16 protein-coding genes are annotated in these 23857 nt (G+C 63.7%); 13 read left to right on the forward strand and 3 right to left on the reverse strand.

Annotation, left to right across the window (positions count from 1 at the left end; translation table 11 throughout):
• Window positions 1-74: 74 nt before the first annotated feature.
• Window positions 75-2294, reverse strand: a complete 2220-nt coding sequence (locus tag ONG87_RS01730) for a primosomal protein N' (RefSeq protein WP_122480449.1) — start codon at window positions 2292-2294, stop codon at window positions 75-77.
• Between the two features lie 303 nt (window positions 2295-2597).
• Here ONG87_RS01730 and rpmE point away from each other — a divergent pair, with 303 nt between their 5' ends.
• The 3 genes from rpmE to ONG87_RS01745 all read left to right on the forward strand — a co-directional run bounded on the left by rpmE (window position 2598) and on the right by ONG87_RS01745 (window position 5070).
• Window positions 2598-2816: a 50S ribosomal protein L31 gene (gene rpmE / locus ONG87_RS01735; RefSeq protein WP_043193699.1), complete on the forward strand. Its 219-nt coding sequence runs from the start codon at window positions 2598-2600 to the stop codon at window positions 2814-2816.
• A complete protein-coding gene (locus ONG87_RS01740) occupies window positions 2816-3622 on the forward strand; it encodes a thermonuclease family protein (protein WP_264382813.1) in 807 nt (268 codons plus the stop codon). The genes rpmE and ONG87_RS01740 overlap by 1 nt, the downstream gene beginning before the upstream one ends.
• A gap of 179 nt (window positions 3623-3801) precedes the next feature.
• The gene (locus ONG87_RS01745; protein WP_122714552.1) at window positions 3802-5070 is read left to right on the forward strand and encodes a malic enzyme-like NAD(P)-binding protein; all 1269 of its coding nucleotides are present in this window, start codon (window positions 3802-3804) and stop codon (window positions 5068-5070) included.
• An 88-nt stretch (window positions 5071-5158) separates the two neighbouring features.
• On the opposite strand, the gene ONG87_RS01750 is transcribed toward ONG87_RS01745, so the two are convergent.
• The gene (locus tag ONG87_RS01750; protein ID WP_264382090.1) at window positions 5159-7606 is read right to left on the reverse strand and encodes a penicillin-binding protein 1A; all 2448 of its coding nucleotides are present in this window, start codon (window positions 7604-7606) and stop codon (window positions 5159-5161) included.
• A 180-nt stretch (window positions 7607-7786) separates the two neighbouring features.
• On the opposite strand from ONG87_RS01750, the gene ONG87_RS01755 reads away from it, so the two are divergent.
• The 10 genes from ONG87_RS01755 (at window position 7787) to ONG87_RS01800 (ending at window position 22393) form a co-directional block, all read left to right on the forward strand.
• Window positions 7787-8851, forward strand: coding sequence for a pilus assembly protein PilM (locus ONG87_RS01755; protein ID WP_122480446.1), 1065 nt, complete (start codon window positions 7787-7789; stop codon window positions 8849-8851).
• The gene (locus tag ONG87_RS01760) at window positions 8852-9421 is read left to right on the forward strand and encodes a PilN domain-containing protein (RefSeq protein ID WP_185794938.1); all 570 of its coding nucleotides are present in this window, start codon (window positions 8852-8854) and stop codon (window positions 9419-9421) included.
• Entirely contained in the window at window positions 9418-10077 is a 660-nt protein-coding gene (gene pilO / locus ONG87_RS01765) for a type 4a pilus biogenesis protein PilO (RefSeq protein WP_122480444.1), read from the forward strand. Before ONG87_RS01760 ends, pilO begins: the two co-directional genes overlap by 4 nt.
• Window positions 10074-10601, forward strand: coding sequence for a type 4a pilus biogenesis lipoprotein PilP (gene pilP, locus ONG87_RS01770; RefSeq protein ID WP_264382091.1), 528 nt, complete (start codon window positions 10074-10076; stop codon window positions 10599-10601). Before pilO ends, pilP begins: the two co-directional genes overlap by 4 nt.
• A gap of 36 nt (window positions 10602-10637) precedes the next feature.
• A complete protein-coding gene (gene pilQ / locus ONG87_RS01775) occupies window positions 10638-12746 on the forward strand; it encodes a type IV pilus secretin PilQ (RefSeq protein ID WP_264382092.1) in 2109 nt (702 codons plus the stop codon).
• Between the two features lie 4 nt (window positions 12747-12750).
• Window positions 12751-13269: a shikimate kinase AroK gene (gene aroK / locus ONG87_RS01780; RefSeq protein ID WP_043191342.1), complete on the forward strand. Its 519-nt coding sequence runs from the start codon at window positions 12751-12753 to the stop codon at window positions 13267-13269.
• A gap of 80 nt (window positions 13270-13349) precedes the next feature.
• Complete coding sequence (gene aroB / locus ONG87_RS01785) at window positions 13350-14453, forward strand: 3-dehydroquinate synthase (RefSeq protein WP_264382093.1); 1104 nt, start codon at window positions 13350-13352, stop codon at window positions 14451-14453.
• A 70-nt stretch (window positions 14454-14523) separates the two neighbouring features.
• On the forward strand, window positions 14524-16098 hold the full coding sequence (locus ONG87_RS01790; RefSeq protein WP_122480664.1) for an SPOR domain-containing protein: 1575 nt from the start codon (window positions 14524-14526) through the stop codon (window positions 16096-16098).
• Between the two features lie 394 nt (window positions 16099-16492).
• Window positions 16493-20941: a glutamate synthase large subunit gene (gltB, locus tag ONG87_RS01795; protein ID WP_264382094.1), complete on the forward strand. Its 4449-nt coding sequence runs from the start codon at window positions 16493-16495 to the stop codon at window positions 20939-20941.
• Window positions 20942-20974: 33 nt separating this feature from the next.
• Window positions 20975-22393, forward strand: coding sequence for an FAD-dependent oxidoreductase (locus tag ONG87_RS01800; protein WP_122480439.1), 1419 nt, complete (start codon window positions 20975-20977; stop codon window positions 22391-22393).
• Between the two features lie 263 nt (window positions 22394-22656).
• Here ONG87_RS01800 and ONG87_RS01805 read toward each other — a convergent pair whose 3' ends face one another.
• Window positions 22657-23697, reverse strand: a complete 1041-nt coding sequence (locus ONG87_RS01805; protein ID WP_264382095.1) for a low specificity L-threonine aldolase — start codon at window positions 23695-23697, stop codon at window positions 22657-22659.
• Window positions 23698-23857 lie beyond the last annotated feature (160 nt).

The raw sequence follows: 23857 nt of genomic DNA on the forward strand, positions 1-23857 counted from the left end.
AACCACCACCCCTGTAGCAGCGGCGCCAGCCGCGACGGCGGACGCCGCCGATCCCTGCCTCAGGTGCGCCTATCTCAATACAAATCCACCGGGTCCACATCCAGCGACCAACGCACCTGTCGCCCGCTCGGCAGTTGCTCCAGTTGCAGCATCCAGGCATTGAGCAGGCGGTGCAGCGGGGCGCGCAGCGTTGCCTGGACCAGCAACTGTGCGCGATAGCGTCCGGCGCGCCGTTCCATGGGTGCCGGGACCGGCCCCAGCAGCTCCAGGCCGCCCAGGGCCAGTTGCGCCACCAGCACTTCGGCTGCCGCACAGGCCTCATCCAGAAAGGCTTCGGCCTGGCCCGGCTTGTGCGCTTCGGCACGCAGTAGCGCCAGGTGCGCGAAGGGCGGCAGGCCTGCGCCCCGTCGCTCGGCCAGGGCCTGCTCGGCGAAAGCGAAGTAGCCCTGCTCGGTCAGTTGCACCAGCAGCGGGTGGTCGGCCAGGTGGGTCTGAATGATCACCTTGCCCGGTTCCTCCGCGCGCCCGGCGCGGCCTGCCACCTGGACGATCAACTGTGCCATGCGCTCGCTGGCGCGGAAGTCGCCGGAGAACAGCCCGCCGTCGGCATCCAGAATCGACACCAGGGTGACCCGTGGAAAGTGATGCCCCTTGGCAAGCATCTGGGTGCCGACCAGGATGCACGGATGGCCTTTCTGGATGGTTGCGAACAGCTGGTTCATCGCGTCCTTGCGCGAGGTGCTGTCGCGGTCGACGCGCAGCACCGGGTAATCGGGAAAGAGGATCGCCAGGCGTTCCTCGGCGCGCTCGGTGCCGGCGCCGACCGGACGCAGGTCCACCGTGCCGCACTTGGGGCACTGGCGCGGCACGCGTTCGACATGCCCGCAATGATGGCAGCGCAACTCGCCCGAGCGTTGGTGGACCGTGGTACGGGCATCGCAGCGTGGGCACTCGGATAACCAGCCGCAGTCGTGGCACAGCAGGGTAGGCGCGAAGCCGCGGCGATTGAGAAACACCAGCACCTGTTGGCCATTGGCCAGGGTCTGGCCGATGGCCTGCTGCATCGGTCCGCTGATGCCGCTGTCCAGCGGCCGGCTCTTTACATCCAGGCGCATGAACTTGGGTTGCTGGGCGCCACCGGCGCGATGGTCGATGCGCAGCAGGCCGTAGCGGCCGGTATGGGCGTTGTGCAGGCTCTCCAGGGAAGGCGTGGCCGAGCCCAGCACAATGGGAATGTTCTCTTGGCTGGCGCGCACCAGCGCCAGGTCGCGTGCGTGGTAACGCAGGCCTTCCTGCTGTTTATAGGAGCCGTCATGCTCTTCGTCGATGATGATCAGCCCAGGGTTCTTCATCGGCGTGAACAGCGCCGAGCGGGTGCCAATGATGATGTCGGCCTCGCCATCGCGTGCCGCCAGCCAGGCGTCGAGGCGGTCGCGGTCATTGACCGCCGAGTGCACCAGCGCGATGCGTGCGTTGAAGCGCTGCTCGAAGCGCGCCAGGGTTTGCGGGCCGAGGTTGATTTCCGGGATCAGCACCAACGCCTGTTTGCCGGCTTCCAGGCATTCGTGGATCAGTTGCAGGTACACCTCGGTCTTGCCGCTGCCGGTCACGCCCGCCAGGAGAAACGCATGGAAGCCGCCGAGGCTGGCGCGAATCGCCTCGAAAGCCGCGCGTTGCTCTTCGTTGAGCGGCAGTTCCGGTTGCGCCAGCCAGTGTTCGGCCCGCGGCCCGGGGCCGTGGCGGCGCACTTCCACGCTGACCAGTTGCTTGGCCAGCAGCAGGTCGAGGCTGTCCTTGTTCAGTTGCAGCTTGCTCAACAGCTGATGGGCGACGCCATGGGGGTGCTGGGCCAGGGTCTTGAGGGCATCGCGCTGCTTGGGCGCGCGAGCGATGCGCGGATCGTCCAGTCGTGCATCGGCGGCGGCGTGCCAGAAGCGCTCCTGGCGCGCTTCGGCCGGTTCGCCCTGACGCAGCAGCACCGGCAACGCCCAGCTGAGGGTGTCCCCCAGGCCGTGCTGGTAGTACTGCGAAGTCCACAGGCACAACTTGAACAGCGCAGGTGGCAGGGGGCTTACCGCATCGAGCAGGGCAATGGCGGGCTTGAGCTTGTCGGCCGGTACGTCGCTGTGGCTGGCCACTTCGATCAGGATGCCGATCATTTCCCGCCGCCCGAACGGCACCCGCAGGCGCATGCCGGGCATGAACACGGTGTGCGCAGTGTTGGCGGGCGCCTTGTAGTCGAACAGGCGTCGCAGCGGCGAGGGCAGGGCGAGGCGCAGGATGACGTCGGGCACGCGGGAGTTCTCTTGAGTGGAAGCAACTGCAGTCGCAGGAGCGGTCATCGGCCGCGAGGGCTGCGCCGCGGTGTTACCGAAATGACGCGGTGCGCCATTCGCGGCCGGAGACCGCTCCTACGTGATTTACGGGTCGCGGCTGGTTGCCGCTCGCACGGGGTTCGAGGTGCGCAGACTAGCAGACGACGGCCGGTGCGAGCGACACCTTGCGTGTTCGCCCTGTTCTGTTAATATACGCGGCCTAATTACGTGCGGTACTCGACAATGGTGTCGGGTGGCGGCACGCAGCCTGAGGAAGTCACCATGAAAGCCGATATCCATCCAGTATACGAAGCCATCGACGCTACCTGCAGCTGCGGTAACGTCATCAAGACCCGTTCGACTCTGGCCAAGCCACTGAGCCTCGACGTCTGCTCCGAATGCCACCCGTTCTACACTGGCAAGCAGAAGACCCTGGACGTTGGCGGTCGTGTTGACCGTTTCAAGCAGCGTTTCGGCGGCTTCGGCGCCAAGAAAGCTTGATTGGTTTGCTCTCGCTGTTGAAGAAGGCGCCCCTTGCGGGCGCCTTTTTTGTGGGCGCTTTCTGGCTCGGCTCCGCTCAGGCCGAGGCCTTCTGCCCGGCTCCGAGCGGGCTGGGCACCGCCCAGGTCCGCCAGGTCATCGATGGCGATACCCTGCGCCTGCAGGATGGCCGCAGCGTCCGCCTGATCGGTATCAATGCGCCTGAGATCGGTCGCCAGGGGCGCGGCGACGAGCCCTACGCCGCGGCCGCGCGGCGCCGATTGCAGGCGCTGGTCGATGACAGCGACGGCCTGGTCGGCCTGCAGTTGGGCCGCGAGAGCCAGGATCGCTACCAGCGCACCCTGGCCCATGTCTATGGCCGCGGCGGGCTGAACTTCGAGGCGCAACTGCTGGCCGAAGGGCTGGCCCTGCAGGTCGCGGTGGCGCCCAATGTCGAGCAGGTGGCCTGCCAGCAGCAGGCCGAGCACGCCGCTCGAAAGGCCGGGCTGGGGCTGTGGCGTCAATCGCCGGCCATCGCCGCCGCGCAGGTGGAGCGTGCCGGCTTCGCCCTGCTCGGCGGGCGGGTCAGCAAGGTCGAACGCAACCGCGCCGGGGCCTGGATCGAACTGGACGACTCGGTGGTCCTGCACGTCGCGCCCAAGGTGTTCGCGCTGTTCCCCGAAGGCTGGCTCGATGCCCTGAAAGGCCAAAAGGTCGAGGCCCGCGGCTGGGTGCTGGATCGCAATCGGCGCGGCAATCGGGCTGCCGGGCAGTTGCGCTGGATGTTGCCGGTGAGCACCCCGCAGATGGTGCAGATACAGCCGTGAACCGGCCAGAGGCGCCTGTGCATGGGCTGCCTCGCAGGCCCTCGACGGCCCTGTCGGTACCCGCCGAAAGTCGTAGGCCAGGGGCCTTGACGCATGTGACCGGGTAGTCTTGTCGGGTGTAGGCATCTTGCGTATCCTCGCGGGTCTCGTCAGACCAACGTAAAAGCGGAACGCCCCCAATGTCAGATTTGAAAACTGCCGCTCTCGAGTACCATGCCCATCCACGCCCAGGCAAACTGAGCGTCGAACTCACCAAGCCCACTGCAACCGCCCGCGACCTGTCGCTGGCCTACAGCCCCGGTGTAGCCGAGCCCGTTCGCGAAATCGGTCGCGATCCCGAGCTGGCCTACAAGTACACCGGCAAGGGTAACCTGGTAGCGGTCATCTCCGACGGCACCGCCATTTTGGGCCTGGGCAACCTCGGCCCGCTGGCTTCCAAGCCGGTCATGGAAGGCAAGGGCGTTCTGTTCAAGCGTTTCGCCGGCATCGACGTCTTCGACATCGAAGTCGACTCGGAAAGCCCGCAGGCCTTCATCGACACCGTCAAGCGTATCTCGATCACCTTCGGTGGCATCAACCTGGAAGACATCAAGGCGCCCGAGTGCTTTGAAATCGAACGCGCGCTGATCGAGCAGTGCGACATTCCGGTGTTCCACGATGACCAGCACGGTACCGCGATCGTCACCGCAGCCGGCATGATCAACGCGCTGGAAATCGCCGGCAAGACCCTGGAAGACGCCAAGATCGTCTGCCTGGGCGCGGGCGCCGCCGCCATCTCGTGCATGAAGCTGCTGGTCAGCATGGGCGCTCGCATCGAGAACATCTTCATGATCGACCGCACGGGCGTCATCCACGCCGGCCGCGACGACCTGAACCAGTACAAGGCGGTCTTCGCCCACACCACCGAGAAGCGCACCCTGGCCGATGCCCTGCAGGGCGCCGATGTATTCGTCGGTCTGTCGGGCCCCAACCTGCTGAGCGCCGAAGGCTTGAAGTCGATGGCCGCCAATCCGATCGTGTTCGCCTGCTCCAACCCCGATCCGGAGATCTCACCGGAACTGGCGCACGCCACCCGCGACGACGTGATCATGGCCACCGGTCGTTCCGACTACCCGAACCAGGTCAACAACGTGCTGGGCTTCCCGTTCATCTTCCGTGGTGCCCTGGACGTTCGCGCCAAGCGTATCAACGAAGAAATGAAGATCGCCGCCGCCAACGCCCTGCGTGAACTGGCCAAGCTGCCCGTGCCCCAGGAAGTCTGCGACGCCTACGGCGGTATCTCGCTGGAATTCGGTCGCGAGTACATCATTCCCAAGCCGATGGACCCACGCCTGATCACCCTGATCTCCGACGCCGTGGCCAAGGCTGCGATCGAGACCGGTGTGGCCACCCTGCCGTACCCCAAGCATTACCCGCTGCAGAGCGTGGATGACGTGTTCAACGGCTAAGCCTTTGGAAGCGCCATGAAAAAGCCCCGACTCGCGAGAGTCGGGGCTTTTTTTGTGGTGACCGCGAAGGGATCGACGCGGTCTGGTATCAGAACAGGTCGATCGGCGCCGATTCGTCTGCCGGGAGCGGGCTGCCCGGTGCGCTGCCGCCACCGAACTCGCTGTTGGAAGGCGGTGTGTCTTCGCTCTTGAACAGCTCGAAGTAGGCGCCCGGCGTGCCCGGTGCGGCCGCGCGGCCGCTGATCGGGTCTACCCGCAGGCTGAGGATGCCGTCGGGCTCGGGCTGCACATGAGCCGGCTTGTCCTTGAGCGCGGCGGCCATGTAGGTCATCCAGATCGGCAGTGAAACGGTGCCGCCAAACTCGTGCCGGCCCAGGGTTTCAGGCTGGTCGAAGCCCGACCAGACAGTGGTCATGTAGTCGGCGTTGTAGCCCGAGAACCAGGCATCCTTCGAGTCGTTGGTAGTGCCCGTCTTGCCGGCCAGGTCGGTGCGACCCAGGGCCATGGCGCGGCGCCCGGTGCCCTTCTTGATGACGTCCTCGAGCATGCTGGTGAGGATGAACGCGGTGCGCCCGTCGATGATCCGCTCGGCAATCACCGGGGCCGGGGCGGCGCCTGGCGTCAAGGTGGCGTCCACCGCGATGGGGGCCGATACCGTGGTCGCGCTGGCCGGTGCCGCCTGGGGCGTGGCGGCGGCGATGTCGTCGGCCGGTACCGTCGGCGGATTGGCGCGGAACAGGGTCTCGCCGTTGCGGCTGTCGATACGCTCGATCAGGTACGGCGAAACCTTGTAGCCGCCATTGGCGAACACGCTCCAGCCCGTGGCGATTTCCATCGGTGTTAGGGTGGCGGTGCCCAGTGCCAGCGACAGGTTGCGGGGCAGGTCCTGCTTGTTGAAGCCGAACTTGCTGATGTAGTCGATGGTGCTGTCTACACCCAGGCTCTGCAGCACGCGGATCGAGACCAGGTTGCGCGACTTGTACAGTGCTTCACGCAGACGGATCGGGCCCAGAAAGGTATTGGTGTCGTTCTTGGGTCGCCAGACCTTGTCCACCGACTCGTCGACGAACACGATGGGGGCGTCGTTGACCAGGCTGGCGGGCGTGTAGCCCTTGTCCAGTGCCGCGCTATAGATGAACGGCTTGAAGCTGGAGCCCGGCTGCCGCTTGGCCTGCATCGCACGATTGTAGTTGCTCTGTTCGAACGAGAAACCACCGACCAAGGCACGGATGGCGCCGGTGCGCGGGTCCAGCGACACCAGCGCGCTCTGCACCGTCGGTACCTGGCTGAACTTCAAGGTGTCATCGTCTTGACGCTGCACGCGGATCAGATCGCCTACCTGCGCAACGTCCGACGGCTGCGCAGGCGTGCGCCCGACACTGTTGGTGTTCATGAAGGGGCGCGCCCATTTCATGCTGTCCCAGGCGATCGACTCCTGCTTGTCGTCGCGGGTGAGCACGACGATGCCCGTCTTGTCGACCTTGGTGACGATGGCAGGCTCCAGGCCGTTCAGCGGACGCTGGCGAGTCAGTTCCTGGGCCCACTCGCGCGGCGTCTTGCCGGGCAGGCGAGCTTCCGGACCGCGATAGCCATGGCGTTGATCGTAGGCGATCAGCCCGGAGCTGATGGCGTGGTTGGCGTCTTCCTGCAGATTGCTCGGCACCGTGGTGGTGACGTTGAAGCCCTGTGTATAGGCCTCGCTGCCGTAGCGCCCGACCATTTCGGCACGGGCCATTTCGGCGATCCACGGCGCGCTGACTTCCGGCGTGGGCACGTGATAGCTGGCGTTGAGCGGCTCGCCGACGGCAGCGTTGTAGCTGGCTTCGTCGATTTTGCCCAGGCGGAACATGCGCCCCAGGATCCAGTCGCGACGCTCCTTGCTGCGCACCGGGTTGGCCAGCGGGTTGAAGCGCGAAGGCGCCTTGGGCAGGCCGGCGATCATCGCCATCTGCGCCAGGCTTACGTCGCGGATCGACTTGCCGTAATACACCTGTGCGGCGGCTTCGATCCCGTAGGCCCGGTTGCCCAGGTAGATCTTGTTCACGTACAGCTCGAGAATCTCATCCTTGGTAAGTTGGCGCTCGATTTGCAAGGCAAGGAGGATTTCAGTGATTTTGCGTGAAAAACTGCGTTCGGACGTCAAGAAATAGTTCTTGGCGACCTGCATGGTGATGGTACTGCCGCCGGTCTGGATATGACCGCTGCGCACCAGCTGCGAGGCGGCGCGCATGAGGCTGCTGGGGTCGACGCCGTAATGGTTTTCGAAATTGTCGTCTTCTGCGGACAACAGGGCTTGGATGAAATATGGCGGAATCTCGGCGAACTTGATCGGCGAGCGGCGCATCTCGCCGAACTCGGCGATCAGTTTTCCGTCGCTGCTGAAGACCCGCAGGGGGATCTGCAGCTCGACGCTGCGCAGGGCGTCGACAGACGGCAAGCTGGGGCTGAGATACAGAAATGCCCCGCTGAGCACGAGCAACAGCCCGCAGACGACGGCGAGGAAAGACCACCAGAAAAACTTCAGCAGGCGTATCAAGGCTTTTGGATTTCCAGATAAAAGAATGGGTTAAGCGCAGCACGCGGTACGTGGAAAAAACGCTGGGCATTATAAGCATTTTTCGACCCGGAGCGTCATTTGCGCTTCTGTCAAGACTGCTATTAAATGCCTCGTACGACAAAGGGTCCGTAAGTCGCGGATAGTAATAGGGAATCGGTTGTGCGTGGACTCTTCAGCAAGAAAGCACATTCGCTATTGGGCATCGACATCAGTTCCACGTCGGTCAAATTGCTCGAGCTGAGCCGCACGGGCAACCGTTTCCGGGTCGAGTCGTATGCCGTGGAACCGTTGCCGGCCAATGCCGTGGTCGAGAAGAACATTGCCGAACTCGAAGGCGTCGGGCATGCCCTGAGCCGCGTGCTGGTCAAGGCGCGCACCGGTACCCGCATCGTCGCGGTGGCCGTGGCCGGTTCGGCGGTGATCACCAAGACCATCGAGATGGACGCCGGCCTGTCGGACGACGAGCTGGAAACCCAGCTCAAGGTTGAGGCCGACCAGTACATTCCCTACCCCCTCGAAGAAGTCGCCATCGACTTCGAAGTGCAGGGCTATTCGGCGCGCAACCCCGAGCGGGTCGAGGTATTGCTGGCTGCCTGCCGCAAGGAAAACGTCGAGGTCCGCGAGGCTGCCCTGGCCCTGGCCGGGCTGAGCGCCAAGGTGGTGGATGTCGAGGCGTATGCGCTGGAGCGTGCCTTTGGCCTGCTCACCGCGCAGCTGGCCGGTGGCAACCAGGCCCTGACCGTGGCCGTGGTGGACATCGGCGCGACCATGACCACCCTCAGCGTGCTGCACAACGGCCGCATCATCTATACCCGCGAGCAGTTGTTCGGTGGGCGCCAGCTGACCGAGGAAATCCAGCGCCGCTACGGCCTTTCCAACGAGGAAGCCGGCCTGGCCAAGAAGCAGGGCGGGCTGCCCGACGACTATGTGGCCGAAGTGCTGCAACCGTTCAAGGATGCCGTGGTACAGCAGGTGTCGCGCTCGCTGCAGTTCTTCTTTGCCGCCGGCCAGTTCAACGATGTCGACTACATCATGCTCGCCGGTGGCACCGCTTCGATTTCCGGCCTGGATCGGCTGATCCAGCAACGCCTGGGCACCCCGACCCTGGTGGCCAACCCGTTCGCCGACATGGCCCTGAGCAGCAAGGTCAACGCCGGTGCGCTGGCCAGCGATGCACCGGCCTTGATGATCGCCTGTGGCCTGGCGCTGAGGAGCTTCGACTAGATGGCAAGGATCAACCTGCTGCCGTGGCGCGAGCAGCTGCGAGAAGAGCGCAAGCGACAATTCCTGATTGCCATGGCCGGCGTGCTGGTCGGCGCCATCGCGGTCATTTTTCTGGCGGACCGATTCATCGGCAATGCCATCGACACCCAGACGGCGCGCAATGCCCACCTGCAGTCCGAGATCGTCCTGCTCGATCAGCGCATCAAGTCGATCAGTGAGCTCAAGGCGCGGCGCAAGCAATTGCTCGAGCGCATGAAAACCATCCAGGACCTGCAGGGCAACCGCCCGATCATCGGGCGCATCTTCGACCAGATGGCGCGCACGCTGCCCGACGGCGTGTACTTCACCGACGTGAAAATGACCGACAAGAGCATTGCCATTGCCGGCGCCGCCGAGACCAACAACCGCGTGTCCGACCTGTTGCGCAACCTCGACGCTTCGCCCTGGCTGGAAGCGCCCGCCCTCAACGAAGTCAAGGCCAACACCAGTGCCGACGTCAACGGCGCCAACAGTTTCCAGCTGAACGTGCGCCAGACCGCTCCGGTCCAGGCCGAAGGGGACGACAAATGAACCCTTCGAGCTGGATGGACAGCCTGCGCAAGGTCGAGCTCAGCGAGCTTGACCTGAACAACATCGGTTCGTGGCCGACTGCGGTCAAGGTGATTGCCGGCGTGTTGCTGATGGCGCTCATTCTCGGCCTGGGCTACAACTTCCACATCTCGGACCTCGAAGCGCAATTGCAGCAGCAGGCCGATCAGGAAACTGCGCTCAAGGAGCAGTTCTCCACCAAGGCCTTCCAGGCGGCGAACCTGGAAACCTACACCGAGCAGATGCAGGAAATGGAAACGTCGTTCGGCGCGATGCTGCGCCAGTTGCCCAGCGACACCGAAGTGCCGGGCCTGCTCGAGGACATCACGCGCACCGGTCTGGGTTCGGGGTTGGAGTTCGAAGAAATAAAATTGTTGCCTGAGGTGACCCAGCAGTTTTATATCGAGCTGCCGATACAGATCAGCGTGACCGGCACCTACCACGACCTGGCCACCTTCGTCAGTGGCGTGGCCAGCCTGCCACGGATCGTCACCCTGCACGATTTCGAAGTGAAACCCGTGGATCCGAAGGCCAGCAACAGCCAGCTGCGCATGAGTATCCTGGCCAAGACCTACCGCTACAACGATCAAGGCCTGCCTGGCGCGGACGCGGCACCGACACAGGGGCAAGCGAAATGAAAGCAGTATTCGTTGCAGGCCTGGCCGCGTGCATGCTGGTGCTGGCAGGTTGCGGTGGCAACGGCGATTTCGCCGACCTCGACGCATTCATGGCCGAGGTTAAGGCCAGGCCCAAGGGCAAGATCGAACCGATACCGCGCTTTGCGCCCTATCAGGCGTTCAGTTACGAGGCTGCGTCGTTGCGCAGTCCGTTCCAGCCACCGATCAAGATCGAACTGGTGAACAGGCAGAAGGGCTCCCGGCTCATCAAGCCCGACACGGCGCGAGTCAAGCAATTCCTGGAGGGTTTCAACATCGAGGATTTCGAAATGGTCGGCACCCTGGGCAACGCCGGTGGGCGCTTTGCCTTGATGCGTGGCGCCGGTGGCGTGCACCGCCTGAAGGTAGGCGATTACCTGGGTCGCAACGACGGGCGGATCATCGCCATCAGCGATGCCCAGGTCGATGTCGTTGAAATCGTTCCCGATGGGGATGGTGGTTGGTTGGAGCGGCCTCGCACCATCCCGCTCAAAGAGCGCTCGTAAAGGGCTTGGGTCAAGCATGTCTAGTGGAACTCGAAAATGAACAGGATTCTCTCAGCCTTCGGTATTTCGCTAGGGATAGCGATGCTTTCACCGATCGTCATGGCCGCGAACTTGAAGACGCTCGACGTTGCTTCCCTGCCCGGTGATCGCGTCGAGCTCAAGCTTTCGTTCGACGGCCCGGTCACGGCGCCACGCGGCTATACCACCGAGCAACCGGCCCGGATCGCCCTCGACCTGCCTGGCGTGACCAGTCAGCTGGGCGCCCGCAGTCGCGACCTGGGCGTGGGCAACGCCCGCAGCGTGGTGGTGGTCGAGGCCACCGACCGCACGCGGATCATCGTCAACCTGACCAAGCTGGCGCCCTACAGCACCCGTGTGCAGGGCAACGACCTGTTCGTGTTGGTGGGCGAGGGTGCCGCGGCCCTGCAGGGTACGGCGATACCGGCGCCGACAGCGGCCAGGCCCGCCCCGCGACCCGCAGCCGTGCCTGCGCCTGCGCCTGCGCGCGCGGCGGTGCCCGTCGGCCGGGCCATTCGCAACGTCGATTTTCAGCGCGGCGAGCTGGGTGAGGGCAATGTCATCATCGACCTGAGCGACCCGACCATCAGCCCCGATATCCAGGAGCAGGGCGGCAAGATCCTGCTCACTTTCGCCAAGACCCAGCTGCCCGATCCGTTGCGCGTGCGTTTGGACGTGAAGGATTTCGCGACCCCGGTGCAGTTCGTCAACTCCTCGGTCGGCGCCACTGGCGCGACCGTGACCATCGAGCCCAGCGGCAGCTTCGACTACTCTTCGTACCAGACCGAAAACCGCCTGACCATCAGTGTGCGGCCGCTGACCAACGAGGACGTCGCGCGGCGCAATGTCGAGCGCAATGTCTATACCGGCGAGAAGCTCTCGCTGAACTTCCAGGACATCGACGTGCGTTCGGTGCTGCAGCTGATCGCCGATTTTACCAACCTCAACCTGGTGGCCAGTGACACGGTGCAGGGTGGCATCACCCTGCGCCTGCAGAACGTTCCCTGGGACCAGGCGCTGGACCTGGTGCTCAAGACCAAGGGCCTGGACAAACGCAAGGTCGGCAACGTGCTGCTGGTGGCCCCGGCCGACGAGATTGCCGCCCGCGAGCGCCAGGAGCTGGAGTCGCAGCGGCAGATCCAGGAGCTGGCGCCGCTGCGCCGCGAGTTGATGCAGGTCAACTATGCCAAGGCTGCCGACATCGCCAAGCTGTTCCAGTCGGTGACCCGTGGCGAGAACGTCGAGACCGAGCGTGGCTCGATCACCGTCGACGAACGCACCAACAACATCATTGCCTACCAGACCCAGGATCGCCTCGACGAACTGCGTCGTATCGTTACCCAACTGGATATTCCGGTGCGTCAGGTGATGATCGAGGCGCGCATCGTCGAAGCCAACGTCGGCTACAACAAGGCGCTGGGCGTGCGTTGGGGCGGTTCGACCAACCTGAGGGGCAAGAACAACTGGACGGCCTACGGCCTGGACAACAATGGCGACGAAGCCGGCAACACCGGCGCCGACGTCGGCAGCAACACGCCCTTCATCGACCTGGGGGCCGCCGATGCAACCTCCGGCATCGGCCTGGGCTTCGTGACCAACAACGTTCTGCTGGACCTGGAGCTCAGTGCCATGGAAAGCACCGGCAATGGCGAGATCGTCTCCCAGCCCAAGGTGGTGACCTCGGACAAGGAAACCGCGAAGATCCTCAAGGGCACCGAGGTACCGTATCAGGAGGCCAGCTCCAGCGGCGCCACCACGGTGTCGTTCAAGGAGGCCTCGCTGTCACTTGAGGTGACGCCGCAGATCACCCCGGACAGCCGCATCATCATGGAAGTGAAGGTCACCAAGGATGAGCCCGACTACCTGAACGCGGTGCTGGGTGTACCGCCGATCAGCAAGAACGAGGTCAACGCCAAGGTGCTGGTCAACGACGGCGAGACCATCGTCATCGGTGGGGTTTTCTCCAACACGCAAAGTAAAACCGTGGACAAGGTGCCCTTTTTGGGCGACGTGCCGTATGTTGGGCGCCTTTTCCGTCGGGATGTCGTGTCGGAAGCCAAATCCGAGCTGCTGGTATTCTTGACACCGCGTATCATGAATAACCAGGCGATTGCTGTGAGTCGTTGATTCTGTGCGAAATTTGATACTTGTTGGGCCAATGGGTGCAGGCAAGAGCACCATTGGCCGTTTGCTGGCCAAAGAGCTTCGGTTGCCGTTCAAGGATTCCGACAAGGAAATCGAGACCCGTACCGGAGCGAATATCCCGTGGATCTTCGATCAGGAAGGCGAGGCCGGCTTTCGCGACCGCGAGCAGGCCATGCTGGCCGAGCTGTGCGAGTTCGACGGCCTGGTGCTGGCTACCGGCGGTGGCGCGGTCATGCGTGATGAAAACCGCCAGGCATTGCACGCCGGCGGGCGCGTGGTCTACCTGCACGCCTCGGTCGAACAGCAAGTCGGTCGCACGGCACGCGATCGCAATCGGCCTCTATTGCGCACCGCCAACCCGGAGGCCACGCTGCGGGCCCTGCTGGCAATCCGCGATCCGCTGTACCGCGAGATCGCCGACCTGGTGGTGCAGACCGACGAGCGCCCACCGCGCATGGTGGTCCTCGATATCCTCGAACGCCTGCAACGCCTGCCGCCGCGCTGAAGGCCGTACGCGCGGCCATCCGCCACCGGCGCAGGGCGCCGTTTGACGGCATTCGATTCACAGAACAATAGTGGGGACACATGCAGACACTCAAGGTTGACCTCGGCGAACGCAGCTATCCGATCTACATTGGCGAAGGGCTGCTAGATCAGGCTGGGCTGCTGGCCCCGCACATTGCCGGGCGAAAGGTGGCGGTCATCTCCAACGCCACGGTGGCGCCGCTCTACCTGGATCGCCTGACCCAGACCCTGGGCGCCTATTCGGTGGTGCCCGTGGTGCTTCCGGACGGCGAAGCGTTCAAGAACTGGGAAACCCTGCAGACCATTTTCGATGCCATGCTCACGGCACGGCTGGATCGGCGCGTTACGGTCATTGCCTTGGGCGGCGGTGTCATTGGTGACATGGCCGGGTTCGCTGCTGCCTGCTACCAGCGCGGTGTCGATTTCATCCAGGTGCCGACCACGCTGCTGTCCCAGGTCGACTCGTCGGTGGGCGGCAAGACCGGCATCAACCATCCGCTGGGCAAGAACATGGTCGGTGCGTTCTATCAGCCGCAAGCGGTGGTGATCGACACCACCACCCTGGCCACCTTGCCGCCGCGCGAGCTGTCGGCGGGGCTGGCGGAGGTGATCAAGTACGGATTCATCTGCGACGAACTGTTCCTGGGCTGGCTGGAAGATAACGTCGATGCCCTCCGGGCGCTCGATCAGGCGGCCCTCACGCTGGCCATTGCCCGTTCCTGCGAGGCCAAGGCACGAGTGGTGGGTGCGGACGAACGCGAGTCCGGTGTGCGCGCCACGCTGAACCTGGGGCATACTTTCGGCCACGCCATCGAGACCCATATGGGGTATGGTGTGTGGCTTCACGGTGAGGCCGTGGGGGCCGGTACGGTGATGGCGCTGGAGATGTCCATGCGCCTTGGCTGGATCACCCAGGCCGAGCGGGATCGCGGCATTCGTCTGCTGCAGCGCGCCGGCCTGCCGGTGGTGCCGCCGGCGGAAATGACGCCGACCGATTTCCTCGAGCACATGGCAATCGACAAGAAAGTGCTGGATGGCAGTCTGCGCCTGGTGCTGCTGCGCAGCATCGGCGAAGCAGTGATCACCGCCGACTACCCGCACGATGTGCTTCAGGCGACCCTGGAAGCGGATTACCGCGCCATCGTCGCCGGGCTGGAAGCCTAGTGGAGCCTGTTCCAGCAGGACGTGTTTCCAGCAACCCATCAACGATCCACCTTTGTTCTACGAGAGTTCGATGACAAGTCTGCATGCCGATGAGGCCTTTCTCGGCCACTACCAATTGGATCATGACCCCTTCGCCGCAAGGGTGCCTGGCTTCAAATTCTTCCCGGCCCAGCGCAAGCCGGTACTGGGCCAATTGCACCATCTGGCGCGCTATAGCCAGCTGTTGCTGGTGGTTACCGGCCCCCATGGCAGTGGCAAGACCCTGCTGCGCCAGGCTTTGGTCGCCAGTACCAACAAGCAGTCGGTGCAAAGCATCGTGGTGTCGGCGCGCGGGGCCGGCGACGCCGCCAGCGTGCTGACCCAGGTCGCCCAATCGCTCAACCTCAATACTCTGGAAGTGCCGGCCCTGCTGGCGCAGATCGTCCAGTTGGGGCTGACCGGGCAGGAAGTCTACCTGCTGGTGGACGACGCGGAACAACTCGACGAATCCGCACTCGAAGCCCTGCTGGCGTTGGCGGCGGGCACCGCGGACGGGCGCCCACATGTGTTCCTGTTCGGCGAGCCTTCATTGATCGCGGGCCTGGAGCAGTTCAGCGCCGGGCAGGAATTGTTCCACGTGATCGAGCTGCAACCGTACAGCCTCGAGGAAACCCGCGAATACCTGGCGCTGCGTCTGGAGGGTGCCGGTAAGGGAATCCAGTTGCTCACCAATGATCAGATCGCCGACATTCACGAGAACTCGGATGGTTGGCCAGGAGCCATCAACCAGGTTGCTCGTGACGCGCTGATCGAGGCCATGATCGCTAGCCGCTCGTCGGTGAAGCGTCCTGCTATGGGGTTTAAGATGCCTAAGAAACACGTATTGGCGATTTCCGCCGTTGTCGTCGTCGCTGTGGCTGCCGCCTGGCTGATCCCCAGCCGCGACGGCAAGGCACCGAGCACGACAGAACAGGCCCAGTTGCCAATGGGGCAGGGGCAGCCAAGTGCAGCTCAGTCCAACAACGGCAATCCATCGGTCGAATTCAATGGCAGTTCGCAGTCGTTGCCGATGAATGGACAGCAGCCGGTCATGCGTGGCCCGCTGGCCGAGTCCACCGGCATGGGCGACGGAGAAGAGACGGGCGACGCGGTGAATACGTCGCCGCAGCCGCCTACCGTGACCACCATCGCACCGCCAGCCGGTGTGCCGGCAGGTTCGCCTGCAGCGGTTGCGCCGAGCCCGGCGCCTGCGCGTCAGACAGCTCCGCCAGCAACTACCAAACCTGCGCCGACCACTGCCGTCAAGCCTGCGCCTGCGCCCACCGTGGCGGCCAAGCCAGCTCCGGCGGCCCCTGCAGCGGCCGGCAAAGCTGCCGCCGGCGGCAGCTGGTATGCCGGGCAGTCGCCAAGCAATTATGTGGTGCAGATTCTGGGGACCAGCAACGAAGGCGCTGCGCAGGCCTACGTCAAGGAACAGGGTGGCGAGTTCCGCTACTTCAAGAAAACCCTGCAAGGCAAACCGCTCTACGTGATCACCTATGGCAGTTTCGCCAGCCGTGATGCCGCCGTTGCCGCCATCAAGAACTTGCCAGCCAAGGTCCAGGCTGGTAAACCTTGGCCACGCACTGTCGCCAGCGTCCAACAGGACCTCGCGACAGCTCGCTGATTGTCGGGCGGCACCCTATCCCCGCCGCCCCACCCTCCGGCGTCATCTGAATCCCGAGCCTGCCCCGCACTGCGAGGCAGGCTTCGCCGTCCCTGTTCCCTGGTTTGCTCTGAGAGGCTCAAGCACGGGCCCTGCAGGCATGCGGGCTTGCACTGTCAGGCTGCGGGATTCAGAATCCAGCTCAAGTCGCTATCACAATAGCCTGCTGGAAACGTTCACATTTGCGACAAATGAGTTATTGATTTCGTCGCTGAATTTGTGACCACCCGTAGCGCTGTGTACAATGACCTCCCTTTTGCCCCCGCAAAGCCGGCGAACGTTCGGCGCGTGTGGTAACTAGTTGAATCGAAAAGAAATTGCCTCGAACAAGAGGCAGCCTGGTGAGAATGTGTCTATGAAAACAGGTCTGTATCGTCCGGATGAATTCAAGGATAACTGCGGTTTTGGCCTGATTGCCCATATGTCGGGTGAGCCCAGCCATAACCTGTTGCAAACGGCCATCGAGGCCCTGACCTGCATGACCCACCGCGGTGGGATCAACGCCGATGGCAAGACCGGCGACGGGTGCGGCTTGCTGATCCAGAAGCCCGACCTGTTTCTGCGTGCCATCGCCCGACAGCACTTCGGCAACGAACTGCCCAAGCAATATGCCGTGGGCATGGTCTTCTTCAATCAAGACCCGGTACGCGCCCAAGCGGCCCGCGAAAACATGAACCGCGAAATCGAGGCTGCCGGCCTGCAGTTGGTCGGCTGGCGCGACGTGCCCATCGACACCAGCGTGCTGGGCCGCCTGGCCCTTGAGCGCCTGCCAAAAATCCAGCAAGTGTTCGTCGGGGGCGAAGGCCTGAGCGATCAGCAGTTCGCGATCAAGTTGTTCAGTGCCCGCCGCCGGTCCTCCGTGGCCAATGCCGCCGACACCGATCACTACATCTGCAGTTTTTCGCACAAGACCATCATCTACAAAGGCCTGATGATGCCGGCCGATCTCACGGCCTTCTATCCAGACCTGTCCGACGAGCGTCTGCAGACCGCCATCTGCGTGTTCCACCAGCGCTTCTCCACCAATACCCTGCCGAAATGGCCGCTGGCCCAGCCATTCCGCTTTCTCGCCCACAACGGCGAGATCAACACCATCACCGGCAACCGCAACTGGGCGCTGGCCCGTCGCGCCAAGTTCGCCAACGATCTGATCCCGGATTTGGAAGAGCTCGGCCCGCTGGTCAACCGCGTGGGTTCCGACTCTTCGAGCATGGACAACATGCTCGAACTGATGGTCACCGGTGGTATCGATCTGTTCCGTGGCGTGCGCATGCTGATTCCGCCGGCCTGGCAGAACGTCGAGACCATGGACCCGGACCTGCGGGCGTTCTACGAATACAACTCGATGCACATGGAGCCCTGGGATGGGCCGGCCGGCGTGGTCATGACCGACGGCCGCCATGCCGTGTGCCTGCTCGACCGCAACGGCCTGCGTCCGGCGCGCTGGGTCACCACCAAGAATGGCTACATCACTCTGGCCTCGGAAATCGGCGTGTGGAACTACCAGCCCGAGGACGTCATCGCCAAGGGGCGTGTGGGCCCGGGCCAGATCCTGGCCGTCGACACCGAAACCGGCCAGGTGCTGCACACCGATGACATCGACAACCGCCTGAAGTCGCGCCACCCCTACAAACAGTGGCTGCGCAAGAGTGCGCTGCGTATCCAGTCGACCATGGAAGACAACGACCACGGTTCGGCCTTCTACAGCAGCGACCAGCTCAAGCAGTACATGAAGATGTACCAGGTGACCTTCGAGGAGCGCGACCAGGTGTTGCGCCCACTGGGTGAACAAGGCCAGGAAGCCGTGGGTTCGATGGGCGACGACACGCCGATGGCCGTGCTGTCGCGTCGCGTGCGCACGCCTTACGACTATTTCCGCCAGCAGTTCGCGCAGGTGACCAACCCGCCGATCGACCCGCTGCGCGAAGCGATCGTGATGTCCCTGGAAATCTGCCTGGGTGCCGAGCGCAACATCTTCCAGGAATCCCCGGAGCATGCTTCGCGGGTGATCCTCAGCTCGCCGGTCATCTCGCCCGCCAAGTGGCGCTCGCTGATGAACCTGGATCGGCCGGGCTTCGATCGCCAGGTCATCGAACTGAACTACGATGAAGCCATGGGCCTTGAAGCGGCCGTGCGCAACATCGCCGATCAGGCCGAGGAAGCGGTACGCGCCGGACGTACCTTGCTGGTGCTCAGTGACCGCAACATCGCTGCGGGCAAGCTGCCGGTGCATGCGTCGCTGGCCACCGGTGCGGTGCACCATCGCCTGACCGAGAAGGGCCTGCGCTGCGACAGCAACATCCTCGTGGAAACCGCTACCGCCCGCGATCCGCATCACTTCGCCGTGCTGATCGGCTTTGGCGCTTCGGCGGTCTATCCGTTCCTGGCCTATGAAGTGCTGGGCGACCTGATCCGCACCGGTGAAGTGTTGGGCGACCTCTACGAGGTGTTCAAGAACTACCGCAAGGGCATCACCAAGGGTTTGCTCAAGATTCTCTCGAAGATGGGCATCTCCACCGTGGCGTCGTACCGCGGCGCCCAACTGTTCGAGGCCATCGGTCTGTCCGAGGAAGTCTGCGAGCTGAGCTTCCGTGGTGTGCCGAGCCGCATCAAGGGCGCGCGCTTCGTCGACCTGGAAGTCGAGCAGAAAGCCCTTGCCGCCGAGGCCTGGAGCCCGCGCAAGCCGATCCAGCAAGGCGGTCTGCTGAAGTTCGTGTACGGCGGCGAGTACCACGCCTACAACCCGGACGTGGTCAACACCCTGCAGGCCGCCGTGCAGCAGGGCGACTACAGCAAGTTCAAGGAATACACCGCGATCGTCGACAACCGTCCGGTGTCGATGATTCGCGACCTGCTCAAGGTCAAGACGCTCGACGAACCGCTGGGCATGGACCAGATCGAACCGCTGGAAGCGATTCTCAAGCGTTTCGACTCGGCGGGCATTTCCCTGGGTGCATTGTCGCCCGAAGCCCACGAAGCGCTGGCCGAGGCAATGAACCGCCTGGGTGCGCGTTCCAACTCCGGTGAAGGCGGCGAAGACCCTTCGCGCTACGGCACCGTGCGCAGTTCGAAGATCAAGCAGATCGCGACCGGCCGCTTCGGTGTCACTCCCGAATACCTGGTCAACGCCGAAGTGCTGCAGATCAAGGTGGCCCAGGGCGCCAAACCCGGCGAGGGCGGCCAGCTGCCCGGCGGCAAGGTCAACGGCCTGATCGCCAAGCTGCGCTATGCCGTGCCTGGCGTGACGCTGATCTCGCCGCCGCCGCACCACGACATCTACTCCATCGAGGACTTGTCGCAGCTGATCTTCGACCTCAAGCAGGTCAACCCGGCCGCGCTGGTGTCGGTCAAATTGGTGGCCGAGGCAGGCGTGGGCACCATCGCCGCCGGCGTGGCCAAGGCCTATGCCGACCTGATCACCATTTCCGGCTACGACGGCGGCACCGGTGCATCGCCGCTGAGCTCGATCAAGTATGCCGGTGCACCGTGGGAGCTGGGCCTGGCCGAAACCCACCAGACCCTGCGCGGCAACGACCTGCGCGGCAAGGTGCGGGTACAGACCGACGGCGGCCTGAAGACCGGCCTGGACGTGATCAAGGCGGCGATCCTGGGTGCCGAGAGCTTCGGCTTCGGCACCGCGCCAATGATTGCCCTGGGCTGCAAATACCTGCGCATCTGCCACCTGAACAACTGCGCCACCGGCGTGGCCACGCAGAACGAGAAGCTGCGCAAGGATCACTACATCGGCACGGTCGACATGGTGATCAACTTCTTCACCTACGTGGCCGAGGAAACCCGTGAGTGGCTGGCCAAGCTGGGCGTGCGCAGCCTGGGCGAGCTGATCGGGCGCACCGATCTGCTGGAAATGCTGCCGGGTGAAACCGCCAAGCAGCAGCACCTAGACCTGACCCCTTTGTTGGGCAGCGACCATATTCCAGCCGACAAGCCGCAGTTCTGCCAGGTGGAGCGCAACCCGCCGTTCGACAAGGGCCTGCTGGCCGAGAAGATGGTGGAAATGGCCTTGCCGGCGATTCAGGGCAAGACCGGTGGCGAATACGCGATGGACATCTGCAACTGCGACCGTTCCATCGGCGCGCGCATCTCCGGGGAAATCGCCAAGCTGCATGGCAACCAGGGCATGAACGCCAATCCGCTGACCTTCCGTTTCAAGGGCACTGCGGGCCAGAGCTTCGGCGTCTGGAATGCCGGTGGCTTGAACATGTACCTGGAGGGCGATGCCAACGACTACGTCGGCAAGGGCATGACCGCTGGCAAGCTGGTGATCGTGCCGCCCAAGGGCAGCCCGTTCAAGACCCAGGACAGTGCCATCATCGGCAATACCTGTCTGTACGGCGCCACCGGCGGCAAGCTGTTCGCCGCCGGTACCGCAGGCGAGCGTTTCGCGGTGCGCAACTCCGGTGCCCACACGGTCGTGGAAGGCACGGGCGATCACTGCTGCGAATACATGACCGGCGGTTTCGTCTGCGTGCTCGGCAAGACCGGCTACAACTTCGGCTCGGGCATGACCGGCGGTTTCGCCTACGTGCTCGACCAGGACAACAGCTTCGTCGACCGGGTCAACCACGAGCTGGTGGAAATCCAGCGCATCAGTGGCGAAGCCATGGAGGCCTACCGTACTCACCTGGAGCGCGTGCTGGCCGAATACGTCGCCGAAACCGACAGCGAATGGGGCCGCAACCTTTGGGAAAACCTGGACGACTATCTGCGTCGCTTCTGGTTGGTCAAGCCCAAGGCCGCCAACCTGAAATCGCTGCTGTCCAGCACCCGTGCCAACCCGCAGTGATATGCGCCTGAACAGTTTGATGAGGTTTTAACAATGGCTGAACGTCTGAGTAATGACTTCCAGTTCATCGAGGTCGGGCGCAAAGATCCGAAGAAGAAACTGTTGCGTCAACGCAAGAAAGAGTTCGTGGAGATCTACGAGCCCTTCAAACCCGCGCAGTCGGCCGATCAGGCCCACCGCTGCCTGGGCTGTGGCAACCCGTACTGCGAGTGGAAGTGCCCGGTGCACAACTTCATTCCCAACTGGTTGAAACTGGTGGCCGAGGGCAACATCCTCGCCGCCGCCGAGCTGTCGCACCAGACCAACACCCTGCCCGAAGTGTGCGGCCGGGTGTGCCCGCAGGATCGTCTGTGCGAGGGTGCCTGCACCCTCAATGACGGCTTCGGCGCGGTGACCATCGGTTCGGTGGAGAAGTACATCACCGACACCGCGTTCGCCATGGGCTGGCGCCCGGACATGTCCAAGGTCAAGCCGACCGGCAAGCGCGTCGCCATCATCGGCGCCGGCCCGGCCGGTCTGGGCTGCGCCGATGTGCTGGTGCGCGGTGGCGTGACCCCGGTGGTGTTCGACAAGAACCCGGAAATCGGCGGCCTGCTGACCTTCGGTATCCCCGAGTTCAAGCTGGAGAAGAGCGTGTTGAGCAATCGACGCGAAGTCTTCACCGGCATGGGCATCGAGTTCCGCCTGAACACCGAGGTGGGCAAGGACATCAGCGTCGAGCAGTTGCTGCAGGAATACGATGCGGTGTTCATGGGCATGGGTACCTACACCTACATGAAGGGCGGCTTCCCCGGTGAAGACCTGCCTGGCGTGCATGACGCCCTGGATTTCCTGATCGCCAACGTCAACCGCAACCTGGGCTTTGAAAAGTCGCCGGAAGATTTCGTCGACATGAAGGGCAAGAAGGTCGTGGTGCTGGGCGGCGGCGATACGGCGATGGACTGCAACCGCACGTCCATTCGCCAGGGCGCCAAGGCGGTGACCTGTGCCTATCGGCGTGACGAGGCGAACATGCCGGGCTCGCGCAAAGAGGTGAAGAACGCCAAGGAGGAGGGGGTCAGATTCCTCTACAACCGCCAGCCGATCGCCATCGTCGGTGAAGACAAGGTCGAAGGGGTGAAGGTAGTCGAAACCCGTCTTGGCGAACCCGATGCCCGTGGCCGTCGCAGCCCCGAGCCGATTCCGGGTTCCGAGGAGATCATCCCGGCCGATGCCGTGGTCATCGCTTTCGGTTTCCGCCCAAGCCCGGCGGCGTGGTTCCAGGACCACAGCATCCAGACCGACAGCCAGGGCCGCGTGGTGGCGCCGGAGCAGGGTCGGTTCAAGCACCAAACCAGCAACCCGAAGATCTTCGCCGGCGGCGACATGGTCCGCGGTTCGGACCTGGTGGTGACCGCCATCTTCGAAGGCCGCAACGCCGCCGAAGGGATCCTGGATTACCTGGAAGTCTGAGTCAGACTGGGCGGTGATGCCCGCTCCCACGGTGGAACTGCGGTGACCTGAGCAGGATGTGGGAGCGGGCTCTGCCCGCGAAAAGGTGGTTGCGGTATTTCAAGTGCACCGCGGTGGATTCTTCGCGGGCAGAGCCCGCTCCCACAGATGTTCTTCCCCAGGTTTACTGCCACAGATGTTCTTCCCCAGGTTTACTGCCACAGATGTTCTTCCACCGGTTTTCTGCCTGAGGTTTTCTCCTACCGGTTTTGCGTCAGCGCGGCTCAGGCGCGCATGACCGTGTGGATATCGGCGGCCAGCTCGCGCACGCGGGCTTCCTCGGTGTCCCATGAGCACATGAAGCGGGCGCCGCCGCTGCCGATGAAGGTGTAGAAGCGCCAGCCCTTGGCGCGCAGGGCTTCCAGGGCCGGTTCCGGCATCTGCAGAAACACCCCGTTGGCCTCTACTGGAAACATCAACTCCACCCCCGGTATACCCTCGACCAACGCCTTGAGCAGTTGCGCGCAATGGTTGGCGTGTCCGGCATGCTTGAGCCAGGCATCGTTCTCCAGCAACCCCACCCAAGGCGCCGACAGGAAACGCATCTTCGACGCCAGCTGCCCCGCCTGCTTGCAGCGATAGTCGAAATCTTCGGCCAGCCGGTGGTTGAAGAACAGAATGGCCTCGCCCACGGCCATGCCGTTCTTGGTGCCGCCGAAGCACAACACATCCACTCCCGCTTTCCACGTCAGCTCGGCCGGTGTACAGCCCAGAAACGCACAGGCGTTGGCAAAGCGCGCGCCGTCCATGTGCAGGTTCAGGTTCAGTTCCTTGCAGGTGGCGCTGATGGCCTTGAGTTCTTCGGGGCGGTACACGCTGCCGACTTCGGTGGCCTGGGTCAGGGTGACCACGCGCGGCTTGGGGTAGTGGATGTCCTGGCGCTTGAGCGCGACTTCGCGAATGGCCTGAGGGGTCAGCTTGCCCAGCTCGGTGCGTGCTGTCAGCAGTTTGGAACCGTTGGAGAAGAATTCCGGAGCACCGCACTCATCGGTTTCGACGTGCGCGGTTTCCGAGCAGATGACGCTGTGGTAGCTCTGGCACAGCGACGACAGGGCCAGGGAATTGGCCGCAGTGCCGTTGAAGGCGAAAAACACTTCGCAGTCGGTTTCGAACAGGCGGCGGAATTCATCGGCGGCGCGTGCGGTCCATTGATCGTCGCCATAGGCGCGCTGATGGCCCTGGTTGGCCTGCTCCATGGCCGCCCAGGCCTCGGAGCAGATGCCCGAATAATTGTCGCTGGCGAACTGTTGGGTTTGGTCGTTCATGGGCGGGTCCTTGGTGTTAGGTATGCGGGCACTGTAAACCAACTGTGAAAGATGTGTCGTCTAGGCGGGCCTCTTCGCGGCCACTGGCCGCTCCTACGGGAAACGTGTCGTCCATGCGGCCAGCTCCTGCGCTGTGTGAGGCTCGCGTGGGAGCGGTCTG

Origin of the sequence: Pseudomonas sp. MM227 (assembly GCF_947090715.1) — a bacterium.
Lineage (GTDB): Bacteria > Pseudomonadota > Gammaproteobacteria > Pseudomonadales > Pseudomonadaceae > Aquipseudomonas > Aquipseudomonas baltica.